This is a genomic window from Micromonospora sp. NBRC 101691 (assembly GCF_030269285.1).
Lineage (GTDB): Bacteria > Actinomycetota > Actinomycetes > Mycobacteriales > Micromonosporaceae > Micromonospora > Micromonospora echinospora.
The window spans coordinates 66,069-84,240 of record NZ_BSTB01000027.1 but is presented as its reverse complement, the minus strand read 5'-3'; the positions used below and the strand labels follow the sequence as shown (position 1 = coordinate 84,240).

Sequence of the window (18,172 nt, the reverse complement as noted above, 5' to 3'; positions counted from 1 at the left end):
ACTCAGTGGGCCGCCAGCGTTCCGCTGATCTCGTTCGGAGTCGCGGCCAGCTCCACCGAGCCGACGAGCTTGCCGGTGGTGAGGTCGAGCCGGTGCACCTTCTTGGCGGCGGGCTCGGTGACGTAGGCGGCGTCGCCCCGGACGAACAGGGCTGGGCGCGGCTGCTGCCAGTCCATCGGCTCCTTCCAGGCGGCGACCACGGGCCATGCGTTGGTGATCTTGCCGGCGACGGGGTCGATCACGTGCAGCTTGCCGTCGGTGCCGAGGAGCAGGCCCTCACCCTTGGGGCCGCGAGCCAGTGAGCGGAAGCTGTAGCTGACCCCCTCCGGCATCGGCACCACCTTCAGCGAGTTCGCGGCGGTGTCGATCAGCGCGAACTGCTCGGGGAACTCACGCTCCGCGTCCGGTTCGATCTTGTAGTCGCCGAGCAGGACGGGCGAGGCGTCGCTGCCGACCTGGGTGCCGACGGCGCCGTACGCGCGATCGCTCTTGACCTTGACGAAGGCTCGGTCCTTGAACAGCAGGACCCCGTCCTTGCAGCCGAACCCGACGACCTCGCCCTGGGCGACGGCTTCGCCGTGAACGCCGGGGCACTCCTCACTGCGGGCGATCTCCTTGCCGTCCCGGTCGAGCGCGATCGCGCCGGGACGAGACTCCTCGGTGCCGAGCGTGACCACGAGGGTGCCGTCGCCCAGCTCGACCGCTACGCCGTGGTGCGGCTGGGCGGTCTTGTACTGGCGTCCGGTGGGCTTGCCGTTGACGAGGTCCTTCGGGTCGAAGCTGTGCACCTCGCCGGTTCCGTCGGTGAACAGGATGGTGCGGTCGCCGTGCAGCACGACGTGACCGGGTTTCGCGCCGGGGTAGGTGATGTCGGTCATCTTGCCGGCGACGGCGTCGAGCACCTGGAAGCCGGCCTCGGTCGAGACGAAGACACCGGTGTCGTTGCCGGCCGGATTCAACCGGTTGAACCCGTCGAGGGCGACGGTGTGCGCCACCTTCAGGGTCTCGCCGTCGAGCACGTAGATGCCGCCCTCGTAGGTGATCGCCACCGGCTCCTTCACCGAGGCGGTGGTGGACGACGCGGCGGGGGACGCGCTCTCGTCCCCTGTCTCGGAGGCGCAGGCGGTGAGCGCCAGCGCGGCGACCATCAGCGCGGCCAGGCCGTGGCTTCTGCGTCGAGTCACTACTGCTTCCTTTCATAGAAGTGGAAATCATTTTCGTTTAAAGTACGGGAGGGTGCCCGGATGGATGCCACCGGGGGGTCAGCCGCTCAGGCCGCCGACGATCGCCTCGGAGTTGAAGCGCATCATGTCCAGGTAGGTGGCGGCGTCGCCGTCCACGTCGCTCAGTGATTCCGAGTACAGCCCGACCACGCGTACCGTGATGCCGGCCTCGGCGGCGAGCACCTCGGCGATGCGCGCGGGTTGGGCGGTGTCGGCGAAGATGGCCGGCACCTGGTGGGTCCTGATGGCGGTGACCAACGAGGCGAGGTCGGAGGCGCTCGGCGACGCCAGGGTCGTCCCGCTCGGGATGATCGCGCCGACGACCGTGAGGTCGTAGCGTTCGGCGAGGTAGCCGAAGACGTGGTGGTTGGTGACCAGGACCCGACGCTTCGCCGGGATGCCGGCGAAGCGCTCGGCCAGCTTCGCGTCGAATCCGGTGACCTCGCCCGCGTACGAGTCGGCACGCTTACGGACGACCTCGGCGTCGACGCCGTCGACGTGCGTGACGATCTCGTCGGTCAGCAGCCGAACCGCGGTGACGACGCGCGCCGGATCGGTCCAGAAATGCGGATCGGGAAGCCCGGCGGCGTCGCCGTCCCGGTACGTCAACGGATCGATCCGCGCACCCACCTCGACGGTGGGGGTGCCCTCGGATCTCGCGGCCGCCACGTGGTGCAGCACGCCCTCCTCGAGCCCGAGACCGTTGTAGACGAGCAGGTCGGCCGTCTGCATGGCGTGCGCCTCCCGTGCCGAGACGGCGAACGAGTGCGGGTCGGCGTTCGGCTTCATGAGCACACTGACCTCGGCCTGGTCGCCGACGATCTGCGCGACGACGTCGCCGAGGATGTTCGTGGTCACCACGATGCGCGCCCGGTCCGGCGAGGTGCAGGCGGTTCCGCCGGCCAGCAGGACAGCCGCGACGGCGAGCGCCGTCAGGAGTCTGGGTGCCCTCATCGGCCGACCTCCACGACGAGATCAGGTCGCTCGGCGACCCGTAGGGTGCGGGCCGTGCGCAGGTCGTCGCGGTAGTCGATCTCGTGGATGATCCGGGCAGCCGGCTCGGCCAGGTAGGCGCGGTTGACATCGAGCGTCAGGTTCGAGGCCGACACGGACTTCTGCGCGAGGAGCTCTCCGGTCGCGAGGTCGTAGCTGAGCAGCGTGCCGGAGGTGTCGACGGCGAGCACCGTGCTGCCGTCCGCCGGTGACGCCGCCGCCACCAGCTCGCGTCCGGTGGCCGGAAGATACCGCAGGGTGGCCTTGGCGGCATTCACCGACCAGATTCCGGCGCGGTCGGCGACCGCGGCCTCGTTGCTTCGCGGGCGGTACCCGAAGGCGTCCGCAGGAACCGGGGTGCGTGGGCTGTCCAGTACCGTGGCGGTGAGTTTCTCGTCCTCGAGTTTGACGCGTACGAGATTGTCCTCGCAGGCGATGACCGCGCCGCCGCGCAGGACCGCCCAGCCGCGCGGGGCCGCACACGGAACCTCCAGGGCGCCGGTCGGTTCGCCGCGCTCGTTCATGGCGGTGATGCGGTTCGCCGGTCGGGCCGGATCGTCGCCGACGGCGACGAGGAGCTGGTCCGCGTACGGCACGGCCAGCGCCGTGGAGCTGCTGGCGTCGATCGTGGCCAGGGTGGCGACCTTGCCGGCTTCGAGTCCGCGGCGGTCGAGCACGGTGACCTTTCCGTCGGCCGTACCGATGGTCGTGTGGGCCTCGGAGCCCGCGACCGTCCTGATCGGGGCGTCGAGCGTCAGGGTGCCGACCGAACGGGCCGGCGCGCGGTAGTAGTGGACGTGGTCGGTGTGGTCCACCGTCCACACCCCGGCGTCGACGATCTCGAGCCTGCGCTCACCGTCGCCGACGTACACGAAACGGCCGTCCTCGGTGACCCGCTCGGCGCCGTGCGACAGGCTGATCTCCTTTTCCGACGCGGTGGCCAGGTCGAGCAGGTACAGCCGTCGGGCACCGCGGGTCGCGTAGGCGACGGCCGACTGTGGTTCGGACAACTCCTCGGCGCCGGCGACGTAGCCGTGTGGTTTCTCGTCGACGGCCTGTTGTTCGTTCGTCGAGCCGCACGCGGACATCGCGAGCGTGACGCTCAGGGCGGTGGCGCAGGCGAGGCGCCTGGCGCTGGTGATGATCACGAACTTCCTTCCAGCGAGGGGACAGCGGTGGGCGAGGGACTCGCCGACCGGCGACGCAGCACCGCGGTCGTGACCCGGCGTGTCCCGAGGATCGCGAAGAAGATCAGCACGGCGACAGCGGCGATCGTGGCACCGGCGGCGGTCGCGGCGTACCAGGAGATCCAGAGGCCGATCACGGTGGCGGCCGAGCCGATCACGAAGCTGGTCAGCATCAGGGCGGGCAGCCGTCGCGCCACGAGCATGGCCGCTGCCGACGGCGCGATCAGCATGCCGAAGGCGAGCAGGGTGCCGACGACGCTGAAGGCGACCGCCATCGTGATGGTGAGCAGCGCCAGCATCACCGCGTTGGCGAGACCCGGCCGCAGGCCGAGCGTCCGCGCCTTGCGTGCGTCGAAGGTCAGGGCGAGGAACGGCCGGTAGCACACGGCGGAGACCGCCGCGACCACCGCGACGGCGACGCCCAGCATCAGCAGGTCGGGCCAGCGGATCGCCAGCACGTCGCCGAACAGGAAGGCCGTCAGGTCGGTCGCGAACGACCGCGAGTGCGACACGACGATGACCCCGACCGACAGCATCCCGACGAACAGCAGCCCGATGCTGGTGTCCCGCCCGAACTCGCGGCTGTGCCGCAGGACGTTGACACCGACCGCCATGGCGAAGGCACTGGCGGCGGCCCCGACGACGAGGTGGCCGCCGAGGATCGACGCGATCGCGACTCCCGGGAGCATGCCGTGGCTCATCGCCTCCCCGAGGAAGGTCATTCCGCGGGCGATCACCCACACGCCGACCAGCGCGCACACCGCGGCCAACAGCACGCCGCCGACGAGCGCGCGGACGACGAAGGACACGGTGAACGGTTCGACCAGGGACGACATCACCCGGCCGACTATACTGACATTGAAAACTACTACCATTAAGGGGGCGGGTTGAGCCTCGACGTCCTGACCGCCGAGCATGTCGGCTTCCGATACGCCGGCATCCCCGTACTGCGCGACGTGAACCTGCGCGTCGAGTCCGGGTCCATGCTGGCTCTGACCGGCGCGAACGGCTCCGGCAAGAGCACACTGCTGCACCTGCTGGCCGGCGTCGAGGAACCGACCGAAGGCAGGGTCCGCCGCCGGCCGGGGGCCCGCCTCGCCCTGCTGCCCCAGCGCACCAGCGACATCGACGCCCTTCCGCTGACCGTCACCGAATGCGTGCAGATCGGACGGTTCACGCTGCGCCGCCGCCTCAGCCGCGACGACCGCGCCTCCGTGGCGGAGATCATGCAACGGCTGGACATCACCCACCTGGCCCGTCGGCGGCTCCGCGAGCTCTCCGGCGGCCAGCGCCAGCGCGCCCTCGTCGCCCAGGCCCTCGTCCAGGAGGCCGACATCTACGTCCTGGACGAGCCGACAGCCGCCCTCGACACCCGCAACCGGCAGCGCGTCCACGAACTGCTCGCCGAACGCGTCCTCGCCGGCGCGGCGGTGGTCATCGCCAGCCACGACCCCGCCGAGGCCGCGCTCGCCGAACGCACCGTACGCCTCGGTGCCGCCGCGCCGAATGCCGTCGCCACACTGCCGGTCGACGCGGACGAGCGCCACGCGGCTTCCGTGACCGCCTCGTCCGCAGATGTGGTGGTCCAGGACCCCAGAGCGTGATCGCCGGTCTCGTCGCCGACGCCGGACCAGGCGATCTCCACTTCGCAACAGGTACTAGCGCTGTCGACGGGTCGGCAATATTCTCCATCTCGCGCGAGGGTTGTGGAGTTCCTTTACATGCCTCGTGCCGTCACCGGCTGCGAGGGAGATGCCCATGTTCTTCGACCACCCCGAACTGGACCGCCGGACACTGTTCCGGGCCGGCCTCGGCGCGGCAGCGGTCGCCGTGGTCGGGAGCGAACTCGCGCTGCCGGCCGCCGCGCAGGCCGCTCCCGGCGACGACCTGGACTGGATCCTCGGCTGCGACGAGTGGGGTGCCCGGCCGCCCAAGGACCCGCTGGCGGTCAGCGCCATCCCCACCAACAAGATCATGGTCCACCACATGGCCTACCCGAACACCCCGGACTTCTCCCAGGAGCAGGCCGTCCGGCTGGCCAAGAGCTGCCAGGACCTGCACATGGACGGTAACGGCTGGTCCGACACCGGACAGCACTTCACCGTCAGCCGGGGCGGGTACGTCCTGGAGGGACGGCGCGGCAGCCTGGACACCCTGCGGGCCGGCGAGCGACAGATGGTCTCCGCCCACTGCCCGGGCGAGAACGGCCGGTCCATCGGCATCGAGAACGAGGGCACCTACGTCACCGAGAAGCCCCCGCAGGAGCTACTCGACTCCCTCGTCCGGCTCTGCACCGCGATCTGCCAGCGGTACGGGCTGCACGCCCACGACATCTTCGGCCACTGGGACTTCCGCGCCACCCTCTGCCCCGGGGCGATGTTCTACCGCGAGTTCCCCACCCTGCGGCGGCGGGTCTTCACCGCGCTCGGCACCGACCTGGCCGACGTGCCGGCCCGCCGTTGGCCGGACATCTGGCGGTTCGTCGGCGGGCCGGTGGTCCGGGTCGCGCAGTACCTGCTCGGTCACCGGGGCTACCCGGTCGCCGTCACCGGCACCTTCGACGCCGCCACCGTGGCCGCCGTGCAGGACTGGCAGGCCCGCAACGGCATCCCGGTCGACGTCGACGCCACCCTGACCGGCCCGACCTGGGAGACCCTCGCCCCCGAACTGGGCCGGGACGCCACCGGCCTGCCGATCAGCGCGGTGCAGTACATCCTCAACGTCAAGGGGTACGCCGACGTCACCGTCACCGGCGAGTACGACTGGGTGACCAAGAAGGCGCTCCAGGACCTCCAGCGGCTGCACGGCCTGCCCAGCCACGGCAAGGTCGACACCAGCACCTGGTGCGCGGTGGTCGGCGGCGTCGTCCGCCAGTCCTTCCGGCAGGGCTGACCGGCCGACCCGTTCCGGACCGGCACGACCGGTCCGGGGCGGGCCCGGTCCTGCCGGGCGGGCCTGGAGCGCCCGTCCGGCGGTGGGGGAACGCCCGGCGGTGGACGGGACACAGACGTCCACCGCCGGGCACGCCGCAACGACCGGGGTGCCACCGCACGCATCCGGACGCGGACGTATCGTCACGACATGACGTACACGGTGGACGGTCCATGGTGGACCCCCCTGCCGGCGTACCGGGTCAGCCAGTTGGCCGGGGCGGACCCGCAACTGGTCGACCTCGCCCTGGACCCGCTGCCCGCCGACGCCCCGGCGGTCCTGCGGTTCCGTCCGGTGACCGGGGTGTCCGCCGCCACGCAGGTGGCGACGCTGCTCGACGCGGCCGACCGGGCCGCCGTCGCGCTGTTCCCCCGTTGGCTGCCCGGAGCCGACCGGCTCGACGGTCCCGGCGCGCTCGGCGCCGGGGCGGTCCGGGCCCTGACGGCCCGGGTGGCCGCCCGCTCCCGCGGATTCGGTCCGTTCCTGACCGAACTGGCCGAGCGCGCCCTGGACGGCGCGACGACCGACCGGCGATCCGACGCCGGCACCCGCTTCCCGGCGGAGGTGCGAGCCGCCGGGCTCGTGCGGGTTCTCGCCGACGCCTACCACCGCCGGTCGGTCGTCCTGCTGGCCCGGATGCCCGACGGACTCACCCCCGCCGACGAGCGGGCCGTCATCGCCGCCGCCGAGTGGTTCACGCAGCACGGCCGGTGCGCGGTCTGGCTGACCGGGCCGCCGCTGCGGACGGTGGACCGGGTCCGCACGGTGCGGATCACCCTGCCCGACGTGCTGACCCGGCTCGCCGCCGCGCCCGTCGAGCCGCCGACCGACCCCACCGGCGGGTGGTCGAACACGCCGGGCCCGGCCGTCCCACCGTCGACGCCCACGCTGCGGGTGCCGCCGACCTCCGGCCTGCCCCGCGCCGACAGCGCCGCCGAACAGGCGCTGGAGCGTGCCCTGGCCCGGCACCGCTGGGCGGGTGGACGCCGCTGGAACCACACCCTGACCTGGCACACCCTGGCCCGGCCGTACCGGCTCGACCTGTTCTGGCCGGTGGAGGGCCTGGTGGTGGAGGTGGACGGCCCGGAGCACCGGGAGCGGCTGCGCTACGCCGACGACCGCCACCGGGACGCCCAGCTGCAACTGCTCGGGCACGACGTGCTCCGGTTCACCAACGACCAGGTGCTCTCCGACGTGGACGCCGTCGTGGGCACCATCCGCGACCTGCTGGCCGGACGACGCCCGGCCGGAGTGCGAAACGAGGAGACGAGGCACCATGTCCACCGCTGACGCCCTGCCCAACCTGACGCCGAACCAGATCAACGCCCTGGTCGTGCTCATGGTCGAGGCGCGCGAGCTGACCAACACCGAGCTGCGGGAGCTGGCCGGCTTCACGCTCACCGGCGCGGACAACACCAAACTGGTGAAGCTCGGCCTGGTCAGCACCGACCGGTCGCAGCGGCCCTTCTCCCACGAGCTGACCGAGCACGGCTGGCACGTCGCCCGACGGCTGCACACCGCACGTCCACCCCGGCAGAGCGGGTCGGCCACCCGGTCGCTGCTCACCGTCCTGGCCAACGTCGACCGGGGGCTGGGCCGGTTGCGGACCAGCCAGGCCGACTTCTTCCGCCAGGACGCCCCGGGCATGGGCGCCGACACCCCGGAGCGGGGCGACGACGCCACCACGACGCCGCCGGCCGGCACCACCACGTCGACCGGTGCCGTGCCGGCCCCGCACGCCGCCGACCCGGCCGCGCCCGGACCGGCCAACGACGCGCAGGCCCTGGTCCGGGCGGCCTACCGGGAGCTGGCGGTCACCCCGGGGGCCTGGGTCGGCTTGGCCGACCTGCGCGAACTGCTCGACGAGTACGACCGGGAGACGGTGGACGCCGCGCTGCGCGCCCTGGCGCGCCAGGACGACGTCCGGATCATCCCGGTGGCCAACTCCAAGTCGCTGACCGCCCGGGACCGGGCGGCGGCCGTGCTCATCGGGAACGAGGCGAACCACGCGCTGTCGATCGGGCCGGCATGATCGGCGCGGCGGAACAGGCCGCCCTGGAGGCCCTGAGCTTCAATCCGGCGGCCACCCCCGACGACGTCTGGCGACCCTCCCCCTACGACGTGCCGGAACTGCACGAGCGGGTGGTCCGGGAAATCCTGCACGGAGTGGGGCGGGCGCGCACCGCCGACGTCGGCCAGCCCCTCGGCGTGGCGATGCAGGGACGCGCCGGCTCGGGCAAGACCCACCTGCTCGGTGCGGTACGCGACCAGATCCAGCGCCGGGGCGGCTACTTCTTCCTGGTCAGCATGATCAACGGAAGGACGTTCTGGGAGAGCGTCGCGCTCGCCCTGGTGGAGGGGATGGGCCGCGACGCCTTCGGCTGGGGAACCCAGCTCACCACCCTTCTGCGCCGGCTCACCGCCCAGTTCGGCATCCCCGCCGAGGTACGGGACGCGGTCGCCGGGCGGCGGCCGGTCACCCGCGCCGACCTGGACACGTTCGTCCGGGCCCTGCGGAACTACGACCGGGAGGTGGGCCGGGACACGCAGGACACCGCCCGGGCGCTGGTGCTGCACGGCTCCCTCGACTTCGAGGCCCAGGACGTCGGGTACGCCCACCTCATCTCCGAGCCCGGGGACCCGGCGGCGCGGGCGTTCTGGGGGCTCGGCCCGGCGGTCCGCTCGCCCCAGCAGATCGTGCAGGACATCTCCCGGCTGACCGCCCTGACCCTGGAGCCGACGGTCATCGCCGTCGACCAGCTCGACACGCTCTTCGCGCAGACCAGCACCTCGCTGTTCGCCCGGCACGAGGGGTTGGAGGACGCGCACGCCCGGACGGTCGGGCCGGTCGCCGACGGGCTGCTGACCCTGCGCGACGTCACCCGCCGCACCCTGACCGTGCTCTCCTGCCTGCCCGACACGTGGGAACTGCTGACCCGCAGCGCGCCGACCCCGGTCGCCGACCGGTTCCGCATCGCCGTCCTGCCCGACCGCATTCCCAGCCCGGAGATCGGGCGGGCGCTGGTCGAGAAGCGGTTCACCGCCGCGTACCGGGACGTGCGCTTCACCCCGCCCCACCCGACCTGGCCGATCGCGCCGGAGGCGTTCGCGGACGCGCCGAACCTCACCCCCCGGGCTCTGCTGCGCCGGGTGGACCGGCACGTCACCGCCTGCCGGGACCGCGACGAGGTCACCGAGCTGACCCGGCTGATCGACGTGCCGGCAGCCGGGCCCACGCCGCAACCGGCCCCTACGCGGGTCGCCCGCGTCGGGCTGCACCGGCTCGACGAACGCTTCGCCGAGCTGGTGCGGACGGTCGGCGTCGACGGCGCGCTGGACCCGGCCACCGAGGACGTCCGGATGCCGGAGCTGCTGGGCGCCGGACTCGCCGCCTGGATCGGCGAGCAGGCGACGACCGGCGCGACGTACCGGCACGACCCGCCGCCGGGACGGAGACCGGCGTTGCACGGCCGGCTGGTCGAGGTGCTCGACGAGGCCACCGAGAACGAGGCGCACTGGTGTTTCCGGGCGATCGGCAGCGGCAACGCGATCGCCGTGCTCAGCCGGATCCGGGCCGCCTGCACCCTGGCGGGGCTGGACCGGGCGGTGCCGCAGCGGCGGCTGGTGCTGCTGCGCAACGGTCCGTGGCCGAGCGGCCGGCGCACCGGCGAGGTGCTCGACGCGTTCCACGCCGCCGGTGGCGTCACGCTCCCGGTCGGCGAGGCCGACCTGCGGGTTCTGGCCGCGCTGCGGACCCTGGCCGCCGAGGGTGACCCGGCGTACCCGGACTGGCTGCTCGCCCGGCGACCGGTCAGCGGCACGGCGCTGTTCGGCGCGGTGCTGGGCGACCCGGGCGCTGGCCGACCGGACCACCCGGACGGACCGCCCGTTTCCGAGCGGCCGGTGGACGGCGTCGGACCGACGGACACCACAGGGCCGCCGGAGGTCGCCGGATCGCCGGAGACGGCCGGGGCGACCTCGGACGCCGCCGGGCCGGTCGACCCCGACGGGCCGACGGACACCGCAGTACCGGCGGACCGCGGCGGACCGGTGGGCAGCGCAGGGCCGGTGAACCACGGCAGGCCGGTGGACCGCACGGTGCCGGACCGCACCGGGCCCACGGACAGCGGGCAGACGGCGGACCCCGGCGGGCCGGTCACCGGTGGGGCCGGACCGGCGCCGGCCGGCGGCGGCCGGACGGACGCCGACGTCCGGGCCGCCCGCGCGGTCCGGCTCGGACACACGACGGACGGCGCGCGTCCGTTCGAGGTGGATCTCGCCTCACTGCGACGGCACAGCGTGGTCTTCGCCGGCTCCGGGTCCGGCAAGACGGTGCTGATCCGCCGCCTGGTCGAGGAGTGTGCCCGGCAGGGGGTCTCGGCGATCGTGCTGGACCCGAACAACGACCTGGCCCGGCTGGGTGACCCCTGGCCGCACCCGCCGGCCGGCTGGCTCCCCGGTGACCGGGAACGGGCCCGGGACTACCTGGAGCACACCGAGGTGGTCGTCTGGACGCCGCGGGTCACCGCCGGGCGACCGTTGAGCTTCCAGCCGCTGCCCGACTTCGCCCCGCTGCGGGACTCCCCCGACGAGTTCGACCAGGCGATCCGCTCGACGGTCGAGGCGCTGGCGCCCCGGGCCGGGGTGGCCGGCACGACGAAGCTCGCCCAGCAGGGCCGGGCGGTGCTGACCGAGGCGTTGCAGGCCTACGCGCGCAGCGGTCTGGTGGGGTTGCCCGGCTTCACCGAGTTCCTCGCCGCCCTGCCCGACGGGGTGAGCCGGATGGCCCGCGCCGACAAGCTGGCCCACGAGGTGGCCGAGACCCTGAAGGCGGCCATGGTGACCGACCCGCTGTTCGGAGGCGCCGGCACCCCGGCCGATCCGGGCACGCTGCTCACGCCGTCGGCGGGGCGGCGGGCCCGGGTGTCGGTGATCAGTTTTGTCGGGCTCGTCTCGGACGCGCAGCGGCAGAGCTTCGTCAACCAGCTCCAGATGGCGCTGTTCGCGTGGATCCGCCGTCACCCGGCCGGGGACCGGCCGCTGGGTGGGTTGTTCGTCATGGACGAGGCGCAGACCCTCGCCCCGTCGACCGGGCACACACCGTGCACGGCCAGCTCGATCGCGCTCGCCTCGCAGGCCCGGAAGTACGGGCTGGGGCTGGTCTTCGCCACCCAGGCCCCGAAGGGGCTGCACAACCAGATCTCCGGCAACGCGACCACCCAGTTCTTCGGGCTCCTGAACTCCCCCGCGCAGATCGAGGCGGCCCGGGGACTCGCCCAGGCCAAGGGCGGACGGTTACCGGACATCGGGCTGCTGGGCAGCGGGGAGTTCTACGCCGCCGGGGAGGGCTTCTCGTTCGTGAAGGTGCGGACGCCGATGTGCCTGACCCACCATCCGCCCGCTCCACTCACACCGGAGGAGGTGGTCGCCCGCGCGCGATGACAGCTCGGCGCAGCAGCACGACACTCCGTCGCTGCGTCGTGGCAGCGCGTCTTGACTTACCTTTCCCGAGCCTATACACGTTGCAGGGCAACGTCACGCAGTGTCGCCAGACAGAATCAAGGAGTATCCGGATGCCGGAAGACATCGGGTCGACCGTGCCGCGTCGACAGCTCGGTCGACTGCTGCGCCAGTTCCGTACCGAGGCAGGCGTGACACTCGACGCCGCCGCCGAGGCACTGGAATACAGCCGGCAGAAGATCTGGCGTATCGAGTCCGGCATGGGATCGGTCCGGGTTCTCGACGTCAGGGCGATGTGCGAACTGTACGGAGTGTCGCCGGAGATGACCGAGACGATGCGCGAACTCGCCGTCGAGACCCGGTCCAAGGGTTGGTGGCACGCGTACGGCGACGTGGTGCCGAGCTGGTTCGAGCTGTACGTCGGCCTGGAGTCCGCCGCCGCCCACCTGCGCTGCCACGAGGAGTCGCTGATTCCCGACCTGTTCCAGACCCGCCAGTACGCGCAGGAGGTCCAGCGGCTCGACCGGCCACAGGCGAGCGAGGAGCAACGGGCACGCGCGGTCGAGTTCCGCCTGCACCGGCAGTCGCTGGTGGACCGTCGCGCCCCCGCCGCGCCCCGGGTGTGTCAGATCCTCTCCGAGGCGGCGCTCCGGCGCGTCGTCGGTGGGGCGGCGCCGATGACGGCACAGCTCCAGCGGCTCATCGACGTCAGCGCCCTGCCCAACGTGACGATCCGCGTCCTTCCGCTGGCCGCCGGGCCGCCACCGGGCGCGGCAGCGGGCTCCTTCGTGATCCTGGACTTCCCGGCGACCCCGGGCGGTCGGACGGCTGCCGAACCCTCGGTGGTCTACAGCGAGTCGCTCACCGGCGCGTTCTACCTCGACAAGCCCGACGACCTGGCGGCCTACGAGCAGACCTGGCAGGGCATCGACCGCCTAGCGTTGAACGAGGGCGAGTCCGTCGACCTGGTGAAGAAGATCATCGGAGAGTTGCGGCACGACTGAGCGCCGCCGTGAACAGCAGCTCGTGCACCTCGGCCGCCGTCGCCGGCCGGCTTCCCGGGTCCCTGCCGCGCGGGCGGAACACCGGGCACGGGAGAGCACTCGGTACGTCCGCGGCGGTGCAGGGCGACGGCCGGCACCACCCACCACGCCGACCAGCTCGGCGCTGCCGAAAGGAGTGAGCATGGGTCAGTTCACGAAGGTTGCCGTCGGCGCGGTCGCAACCGTGCTCGGTGCCACGCTGGGCACCGTTCCGGCCACCGCGTCCTCGCTGCGCGTTGGCGGCCACTGCGACAGCCCGTTCGGCTTCGGGAACTGGCGGGAGTTCACGTGTTCCGCATGGGCCTCCGGTGGCACCGGCGACTACCACTACTCGTGGCAGGGCCTGACGCCGATCGTCGAGTTCGACGTCTACGAGGGCCCACTGGTCAACGGATACTGCACGGCGGACCGCACCCACGTGGCGCGCGTGACGGTGACCAGTGGAACGGAGACCGCCAGCGGGGACATCTGGTTCGATTGCCCCTCCGTCCTGCGCTGAAAGCCCGCCGCGACCACAGTTCCGCCGCCAGGCTCGCCCTCCCGCCGAGTCAGCCGTGCCGGCAACATTCTCACCGCGACGCCGCGTCGGTCACCGAGGCTGTCACCGAGCCGGCAGCCGTAGGAGGCGGCCGGTTCGCGCCGGGTGGCAACTGCCGGGCTGGGTACGCCACGCGGCGCAGGGCGACGATCGTCATGCCGGTGCCCGGCACGCCGCCCACCCGGGCCGGGCACCCCCTTTTCCTGGGCGACTAGAGGCGCTTCTCGAAGCAGAGCTGGTTGTACGGCGAGGGGCTGTAGGAGGCGATCTCCCGGTATCCGCTGCTGCGGTACAGAGCAGTCGCCTCGCCGAGTGAGCGGTGGGTGCCCAGCCGGACGATGCCCACGCCGTGCGCGGCGGCGTCGGCTTCCAGGTGTGCCAGGAGACGTCGGCCCAGGCCGAGGCCCCGGCTCGTGGTGTCGGTCCACAGGTGACGGATCTCCGCCACGCCGGGAGCCAGCCGGATCCACGCGCCACACCCGACGGCTCTGCCGTGCTCGCGGGCGAGCAGGAGAGTCCCGTCCAGGTCCTCGGGCGGGGTCAACGTCGCCTCGTCGTAGCCCTCCGGGAACCGTGCGGCCAGCTCGGCGGCGTACCGGCGCAGGCACCACCGGGCCTGTGGGTCGTCCGCCACGACCGGGGTGACCGTGACCGCCGCCAGCCGCAGCAGCCGCCGGACCTGGTGCTGGGCGGCCACCAGTTCCTCCTGCTGGCGTGGGCTGAGCCCGCCGAGCAGGGCGACGACGCCGGCCCGGGACCGGTCGTCGAGGATCCCGCGTTCCCGTCGGCCGGCGTCGGTGAGCTCGGCGACCCGGGCACGACCGTCGGAGGGGTGCGGAACGACGCGGACCAGGCCCTGCTCTTCGAGGGTCCGCAGCAGCCTGCTCAGATACCCGGAGTCCAGACCGAGGCGGTCGCGCAACTCACGGACGGCGCTGCGGTCACCGATCTCCCAGAGCAACCGGGACGGCCCGAGAGGGCGGTCGAGACCGAGGTAGTGATCGGTCAGCAGGCCCAGACGCTCGGTGTAGAAGCGGTTGAAGTCGCGTACCCGCTCGATCAGGTCAGTCTCCACCCGCCGAGATTATCTGACCCAGGTCAGGCAAATCACCGGACCCGCGAGGACGTGCCCCGGCAGCATGATCGCGCCGACGGGCGGTGCACGAGGTGTGTCTAATGGAGAGCATGCCGGTGAGAACCCGAGGTTCCACGCAGCCCGCCTCCCGCTTCCGTGACCGGGTCGCCCGACCTCGACCGCGCACCGACGGGGCACCCGTACGGCTGGATCTCGGCGCGGTGGAGGTGAAGCCCGACCCGTGGCAGCGGTGGATCGCCGTCGGCCAGGTCGTGTCGGTGCTCGTCCTCGCGGTGGGCCTCTACCTCACGTACCGGGCCAACCAGGAGACCAGTTCCGCCAACCGCGAGCAGCACCGGCTGACCGCCGAGGGACAGATCACCGAGCGGTTCGCCACGGCGATCGAGCAGCTCGGCGAGCCGGGCAAGGACAAGATCGACGTACGGCTGGGCGGGATCTACTCGCTGGAACGGATCATGCGGGACTCGACAGTCGACCAGCCGACGATCGTCGACGTGCTCAGCGCCTTCGTCCGCGTGCACGCCCCCACGCCGACGACCGGCCGGGACACGTTCGACCCGAAACGGGTGCCACCGGTGGACATCCAGGCCGCCCTGAACGTGCTCGGCCAGCGCGACCCCGTCCAGGACCGGTCGGGCCAGCAAGTCGATCTGCACGGCGCGGACCTGCGAGGCGCGGATCTACGCGGTGCCCGGCTCGGCGGCGCGGACCTGAGCGGAGCCTTCCTGACCGGAACGGACCTGAGCGGCGCAGAGTTGAGGAGGGCTCACCTGACCGATGCGGTCCTCATCGCGGCGGTACTCAGCGGCGCGGACCTGTCGCTCGCGGACCTGAGCGGGGCAGACCTCCGCACGGCCCGGTTACTGGTCGGCCTCCGTCGGGGCACGGTCGATGCCTACGCCTTCTCCCCGACAACGCTCACCGGCGCGGACCTGCGCGGTGCCGACCTGCGGGGCAGTCTTCTGCGCGGGGCGGACCTACGTGGTGCCCACCTACGCGGTCGGGCACCGACCAGGGCCGATCAGACCGGCCTGTGTCAGCTCGGTGTCTGTCCGCGCGCCGCTGAGCTGCTGGACGCGGACCTCCGGGAGGCGGACCTGACGTGTGTCTCCATGGACAACAGGACCAGCCTGCCCGACGGGATCCAACCCCCCAGGCCGGACGAGTGCGACTGACGGCTCCGACCACGCCGCTCAGCTCCGGCGGTTGATGACCGCGAAGGCGGTCGCCCCCACGAGGATCTCGGCCAGGAGCAGCAATCCGATCGCCATCTGCGCTGCGGCACCGAGCCCGATGGCGACAGCCGCCGCCCCGGTCAGCGGGAACGCGGCCAGGCCCAGCACGGCCAGGGCCCGGGTGAGGATGGCGTCGTCCCGTTCGTCGCCGGTCTGCGACCATGCCCGCTCGAACACCGTCGCGCGTTCCGGACGCCTGCTCAGCCGCCATGCCATCACCAGGACGGCGAGCAGCCCGACCGCCGCCCCCTGGAGAAAGCCCACCCCCATGTTGCCGGGGGCGTGTTCCCGCAGCAGCAGGCCCACGGCGACCAGCAGCGCCAGAATCGCCAGGAAGACGCCGACGACGACCGCCTTCCGCATCGGCGTGGGTCCCTCAGTCGACATGGAAGATCTCCTCTACGGTGCGGTGGAAGTGACGGGCGATGGCGATGGCCAACGGCAGGGAGGGGTCGTAGCGGGCGGTCTCGATGGAGTTGATCGTCTGCCGGGAGACGCCCAGCGCCTGGGCCAACTCACGCTGGGACAGCCCGGCGGCGAGCCGTAGCTCACGGAGGTCGTTCTTCATGAACACCCCTGGGTGTCAAGTGACCTTGTCACGACAAGGATGCTTGACACCCCCGATCGTGTCAAGGACGCTTGTCCCCGCTGTGACCGGAGCCATGACAGCACCGCGAAGAGGCACATTGGCTGGCCTGAAGCCGGCAGGCAGCGCCGATCACGCCATGTCCGGCACGGCTGATGCCACCCCGGTCGCCGACCGGGTGCCTGCGGCGCTTGCGCCCGCCCCGATACGGGTACCCGAGGCTTCGTGGCTACCTGAGGTGTCATTCGCTCGGCGTGTCGTACATCTGAGCTGCCACAAACTACGTCTCGACCAGGCCGAGCGGGCCGGATCGTCCGTTTCATCATGCAAGGCGCGGTCCATCGCGCTCGGTGAAGGGGTTGCGGCCGGTGGGTCGGCTCGACATTCGCTGGGGTGTCGACTCCACCTGCCGATTCATCCTCGGGTCCACTCCCGTGTGTGAGTCGGCGATTCACCATCTCGGTACCGAACGACGTGGCCGAGCAGCTCGACGAGATCCCGGCCCGCCAGGTCTCCGCCAACGTCACCGAAGCGCTACGTCGCCGACGACATACGGGTGGAGTTGGAACAGCGAGCGGCGGCAGCCTGCACCTCCCCGAGCAGCGGTGCCGGTGTCGTTACCTGACGCGCCGACCAGATCCGGACGGTCCTCGGCGAAGGTGACCGGTTCCGGAGGTCTGACAGGCCCTCCCGGCCGCTCCGCTTCGCCGACACACGGCCCTCGGGCCCCGGCGATCTCAAGGCCAGTCGATCCGCAGCGGCTGCCCGACGAAGTGCCCGTACGGCCCGAACGCCTCCTCGACCCGGCCCCGCTCCGCCGCGTCGAAGGTGACCAGCGGGGTCATCCGCACCACCGTCTGTCTGCGCCCGGTCGTACGCTTCCAGGTGGCCACCACGCGGCCGGCGCGGACCACCGTCGACTGGAACACGCCGTTGCCGCCGGGGATGATCGCCGACAGGTGCTCCCGGTCGACCATCAACGACCGGTCCTTGAAGCCGAGCAGGTACTCGTCGAAGCCGGGCAGGGTCCACAGGTCGTCGACGGGTGACGGAGGGCCGGCGTCGCGCAGCTCGGGCGTCATGACCATCTCGACGCCCTCGACCCGGACGGTGGTCAGGGCGTCGCCGGCCGCCGCGATGCCCCGTCGGGCGTCGGCGGCGGTCAGCCCGGTCCAGCCGGCGAAGTCCTGCCGGGTGGTGGGGCCGTGGCTGCGGAAGTAGCGCAGGGCGATGGTGGCCAGCGCCTCGTCGCGCTCCGGGCGGTGCGGGTCGGGCACCCACTCGTCGAGCAGCACGAAGGTCTGCTCGTTGCCGACGTGCGGGGCGATGCAGAGCACGCCGCGCTGGCTGGCGTACCAGAGGAGATGGTAGAGAAGCTGCCCGGCAGCGTCGACGCCGGCTTCGGTGAGCACGTGCCGACACTCCTCCCGGGTGAGCCGGCCGCCACCGGCCAGCGCCGCGCCGAGCACCTCCACGGCCCGGTCGGCGGTCTGCTCGCTCAGCCCGAGGACCTCCCGGCGACGCGCCGCGCCGGCCAGAGCCCGTTCGCCCAGCACCGCGAGCATCCAGTGCGCGTCCCGGGGCGGCACCAGGTGCACCGTCCCCCGCATCGGCCAGGTGCGGAGCGCCTCCCGCCGCTCCAGCGCCTCCTGCACGTCGGCGACGGTCGAGCCGGGCAACCGTACGCCGAGGGACCAGAGGCCGCTGGCCACGTCCTGTGCCTGCATCGCGCCGAACCACTCGACGACTCCGGCGACGTCCTGCGGCGGGGGCACGTGTCCGGGCCGGAGCAACAGGCTGGCCATCCGCCAGCCGAGCGCGTCGCGTGTGCTGAACTCCACCGTCGTGTCTCCCCCGCCCGGGTCCGTCGCCCCGCCGGT

At 72.3% G+C, this 18,172-nt stretch carries 16 protein-coding genes; 8 read left to right on the top strand and 8 right to left on the bottom strand.

What is annotated here, in order from left to right; genetic code table 11:
• Positions 1-2: 2 nt before the first annotated feature.
• From aztD to aztB, 4 genes are all read right to left on the bottom strand, one after another.
• Entirely contained in the window at positions 3-1,184 is a 1,182-nt protein-coding gene (aztD, locus tag QSK20_RS29460; protein ID WP_285791875.1) for a zinc metallochaperone AztD, read from the bottom strand.
• Positions 1,185-1,262: 78 nt separating this feature from the next.
• Positions 1,263-2,177 (bottom strand): zinc ABC transporter substrate-binding protein AztC, encoded by a 915-nt coding sequence (gene aztC / locus QSK20_RS29455; protein ID WP_285791874.1) that lies wholly within the window; start codon positions 2,175-2,177, stop codon positions 1,263-1,265.
• Positions 2,174-3,364 (bottom strand): hypothetical protein, encoded by a 1,191-nt coding sequence (locus QSK20_RS29450; protein ID WP_285791873.1) that lies wholly within the window; start codon positions 3,362-3,364, stop codon positions 2,174-2,176. Before QSK20_RS29450 ends, aztC begins: the two co-directional genes overlap by 4 nt.
• Positions 3,361-4,239, bottom strand: a complete 879-nt coding sequence (aztB, locus tag QSK20_RS29445; RefSeq protein WP_285791895.1) for a zinc ABC transporter permease AztB — start codon at positions 4,237-4,239, stop codon at positions 3,361-3,363. Before aztB ends, QSK20_RS29450 begins: the two co-directional genes overlap by 4 nt.
• A gap of 51 nt (positions 4,240-4,290) precedes the next feature.
• Here aztB and aztA point away from each other — a divergent pair, with 51 nt between their 5' ends.
• The 7 genes from aztA to QSK20_RS29410 all read left to right on the top strand — a co-directional run bounded on the left by aztA (position 4,291) and on the right by QSK20_RS29410 (position 13,336).
• The gene (aztA, locus tag QSK20_RS29440; protein WP_285791872.1) at positions 4,291-5,007 is read left to right on the top strand and encodes a zinc ABC transporter ATP-binding protein AztA; all 717 of its coding nucleotides are present in this window, start codon (positions 4,291-4,293) and stop codon (positions 5,005-5,007) included.
• Positions 5,008-5,161: 154 nt separating this feature from the next.
• Complete coding sequence (locus QSK20_RS29435) at positions 5,162-6,295, top strand: peptidoglycan recognition protein family protein (protein WP_285791871.1); 1,134 nt, start codon at positions 5,162-5,164, stop codon at positions 6,293-6,295.
• 189 nt (positions 6,296-6,484) lie between these two features.
• A complete protein-coding gene (locus tag QSK20_RS29430) occupies positions 6,485-7,624 on the top strand; it encodes an endonuclease domain-containing protein (protein WP_285791870.1) in 1,140 nt (379 codons plus the stop codon).
• Complete coding sequence (locus tag QSK20_RS29425; protein ID WP_285791869.1) at positions 7,611-8,366, top strand: hypothetical protein; 756 nt, start codon at positions 7,611-7,613, stop codon at positions 8,364-8,366. Before QSK20_RS29430 ends, QSK20_RS29425 begins: the two co-directional genes overlap by 14 nt.
• Entirely contained in the window at positions 8,363-11,776 is a 3,414-nt protein-coding gene (locus tag QSK20_RS29420) for a helicase HerA domain-containing protein (RefSeq protein WP_285791868.1), read from the top strand. Before QSK20_RS29425 ends, QSK20_RS29420 begins: the two co-directional genes overlap by 4 nt.
• A gap of 131 nt (positions 11,777-11,907) precedes the next feature.
• On the top strand, positions 11,908-12,798 hold the full coding sequence (locus QSK20_RS29415) for a helix-turn-helix domain-containing protein (RefSeq protein WP_285791867.1): 891 nt from the start codon (positions 11,908-11,910) through the stop codon (positions 12,796-12,798).
• A gap of 181 nt (positions 12,799-12,979) precedes the next feature.
• Positions 12,980-13,336 (top strand): hypothetical protein, encoded by a 357-nt coding sequence (locus tag QSK20_RS29410; RefSeq protein WP_285791866.1) that lies wholly within the window; start codon positions 12,980-12,982, stop codon positions 13,334-13,336.
• Between the two features lie 250 nt (positions 13,337-13,586).
• Here QSK20_RS29410 and QSK20_RS29405 read toward each other — a convergent pair whose 3' ends face one another.
• The gene (locus tag QSK20_RS29405; protein ID WP_285791865.1) at positions 13,587-14,450 is read right to left on the bottom strand and encodes a MarR family winged helix-turn-helix transcriptional regulator; all 864 of its coding nucleotides are present in this window, start codon (positions 14,448-14,450) and stop codon (positions 13,587-13,589) included.
• 116 nt (positions 14,451-14,566) lie between these two features.
• On the opposite strand from QSK20_RS29405, the gene QSK20_RS29400 reads away from it, so the two are divergent.
• Entirely contained in the window at positions 14,567-15,646 is a 1,080-nt protein-coding gene (locus QSK20_RS29400) for a pentapeptide repeat-containing protein (protein ID WP_285791864.1), read from the top strand.
• 18 nt (positions 15,647-15,664) lie between these two features.
• Here the strand turns inward: QSK20_RS29400 and QSK20_RS29395 are convergent, their stop codons facing one another.
• From QSK20_RS29395 to QSK20_RS29385, 3 genes are all read right to left on the bottom strand, one after another.
• Entirely contained in the window at positions 15,665-16,093 is a 429-nt protein-coding gene (locus QSK20_RS29395) for a hypothetical protein (protein ID WP_285791863.1), read from the bottom strand.
• Positions 16,083-16,274 carry a helix-turn-helix transcriptional regulator gene (locus QSK20_RS29390; protein WP_285791862.1) on the bottom strand — a complete coding sequence of 64 codons (192 nt, stop codon included), beginning with the start codon at positions 16,272-16,274 and terminating at the stop codon, positions 16,083-16,085. Before QSK20_RS29390 ends, QSK20_RS29395 begins: the two co-directional genes overlap by 11 nt.
• Before the next feature lie 755 nt (positions 16,275-17,029).
• Positions 17,030-18,097 (bottom strand): winged helix DNA-binding domain-containing protein, encoded by a 1,068-nt coding sequence (locus QSK20_RS29385; RefSeq protein WP_285791894.1) that lies wholly within the window; start codon positions 18,095-18,097, stop codon positions 17,030-17,032.
• Positions 18,098-18,172 lie beyond the last annotated feature (75 nt).

Excerpts from the sequence above, each read along its gene's own strand:
- aztB (WP_285791895.1), bottom strand. The coding sequence starts at position 4,239 with ATGTCGTCCCTGGTCGAACCGTTCACCGTGTCCTTCGTCGTCCGCGCG.
- QSK20_RS29420 (WP_285791868.1), top strand. The coding sequence starts at position 8,363 with ATGATCGGCGCGGCGGAACAGGCCGCCCTGGAGGCCCTGAGCTTCAAT.
- QSK20_RS29395 (WP_285791863.1), bottom strand. The coding sequence starts at position 16,093 with ATGTCGACTGAGGGACCCACGCCGATGCGGAAGGCGGTCGTCGTCGGC.
- QSK20_RS29410 (WP_285791866.1), top strand. The coding sequence starts at position 12,980 with ATGGGTCAGTTCACGAAGGTTGCCGTCGGCGCGGTCGCAACCGTGCTC.
- QSK20_RS29430 (WP_285791870.1), top strand. The coding sequence starts at position 6,485 with ATGACGTACACGGTGGACGGTCCATGGTGGACCCCCCTGCCGGCGTAC.
- aztC (WP_285791874.1), bottom strand. The coding sequence starts at position 2,177 with ATGAGGGCACCCAGACTCCTGACGGCGCTCGCCGTCGCGGCTGTCCTG.
- QSK20_RS29385 (WP_285791894.1), bottom strand. The coding sequence starts at position 18,097 with ATGGCCAGCCTGTTGCTCCGGCCCGGACACGTGCCCCCGCCGCAGGAC.
- QSK20_RS29390 (WP_285791862.1), bottom strand. The coding sequence starts at position 16,274 with ATGAAGAACGACCTCCGTGAGCTACGGCTCGCCGCCGGGCTGTCCCAG.
- QSK20_RS29435 (WP_285791871.1), top strand. The coding sequence starts at position 5,162 with ATGTTCTTCGACCACCCCGAACTGGACCGCCGGACACTGTTCCGGGCC.
- QSK20_RS29415 (WP_285791867.1), top strand. The coding sequence starts at position 11,908 with ATGCCGGAAGACATCGGGTCGACCGTGCCGCGTCGACAGCTCGGTCGA.
- QSK20_RS29425 (WP_285791869.1), top strand. The coding sequence starts at position 7,611 with ATGTCCACCGCTGACGCCCTGCCCAACCTGACGCCGAACCAGATCAAC.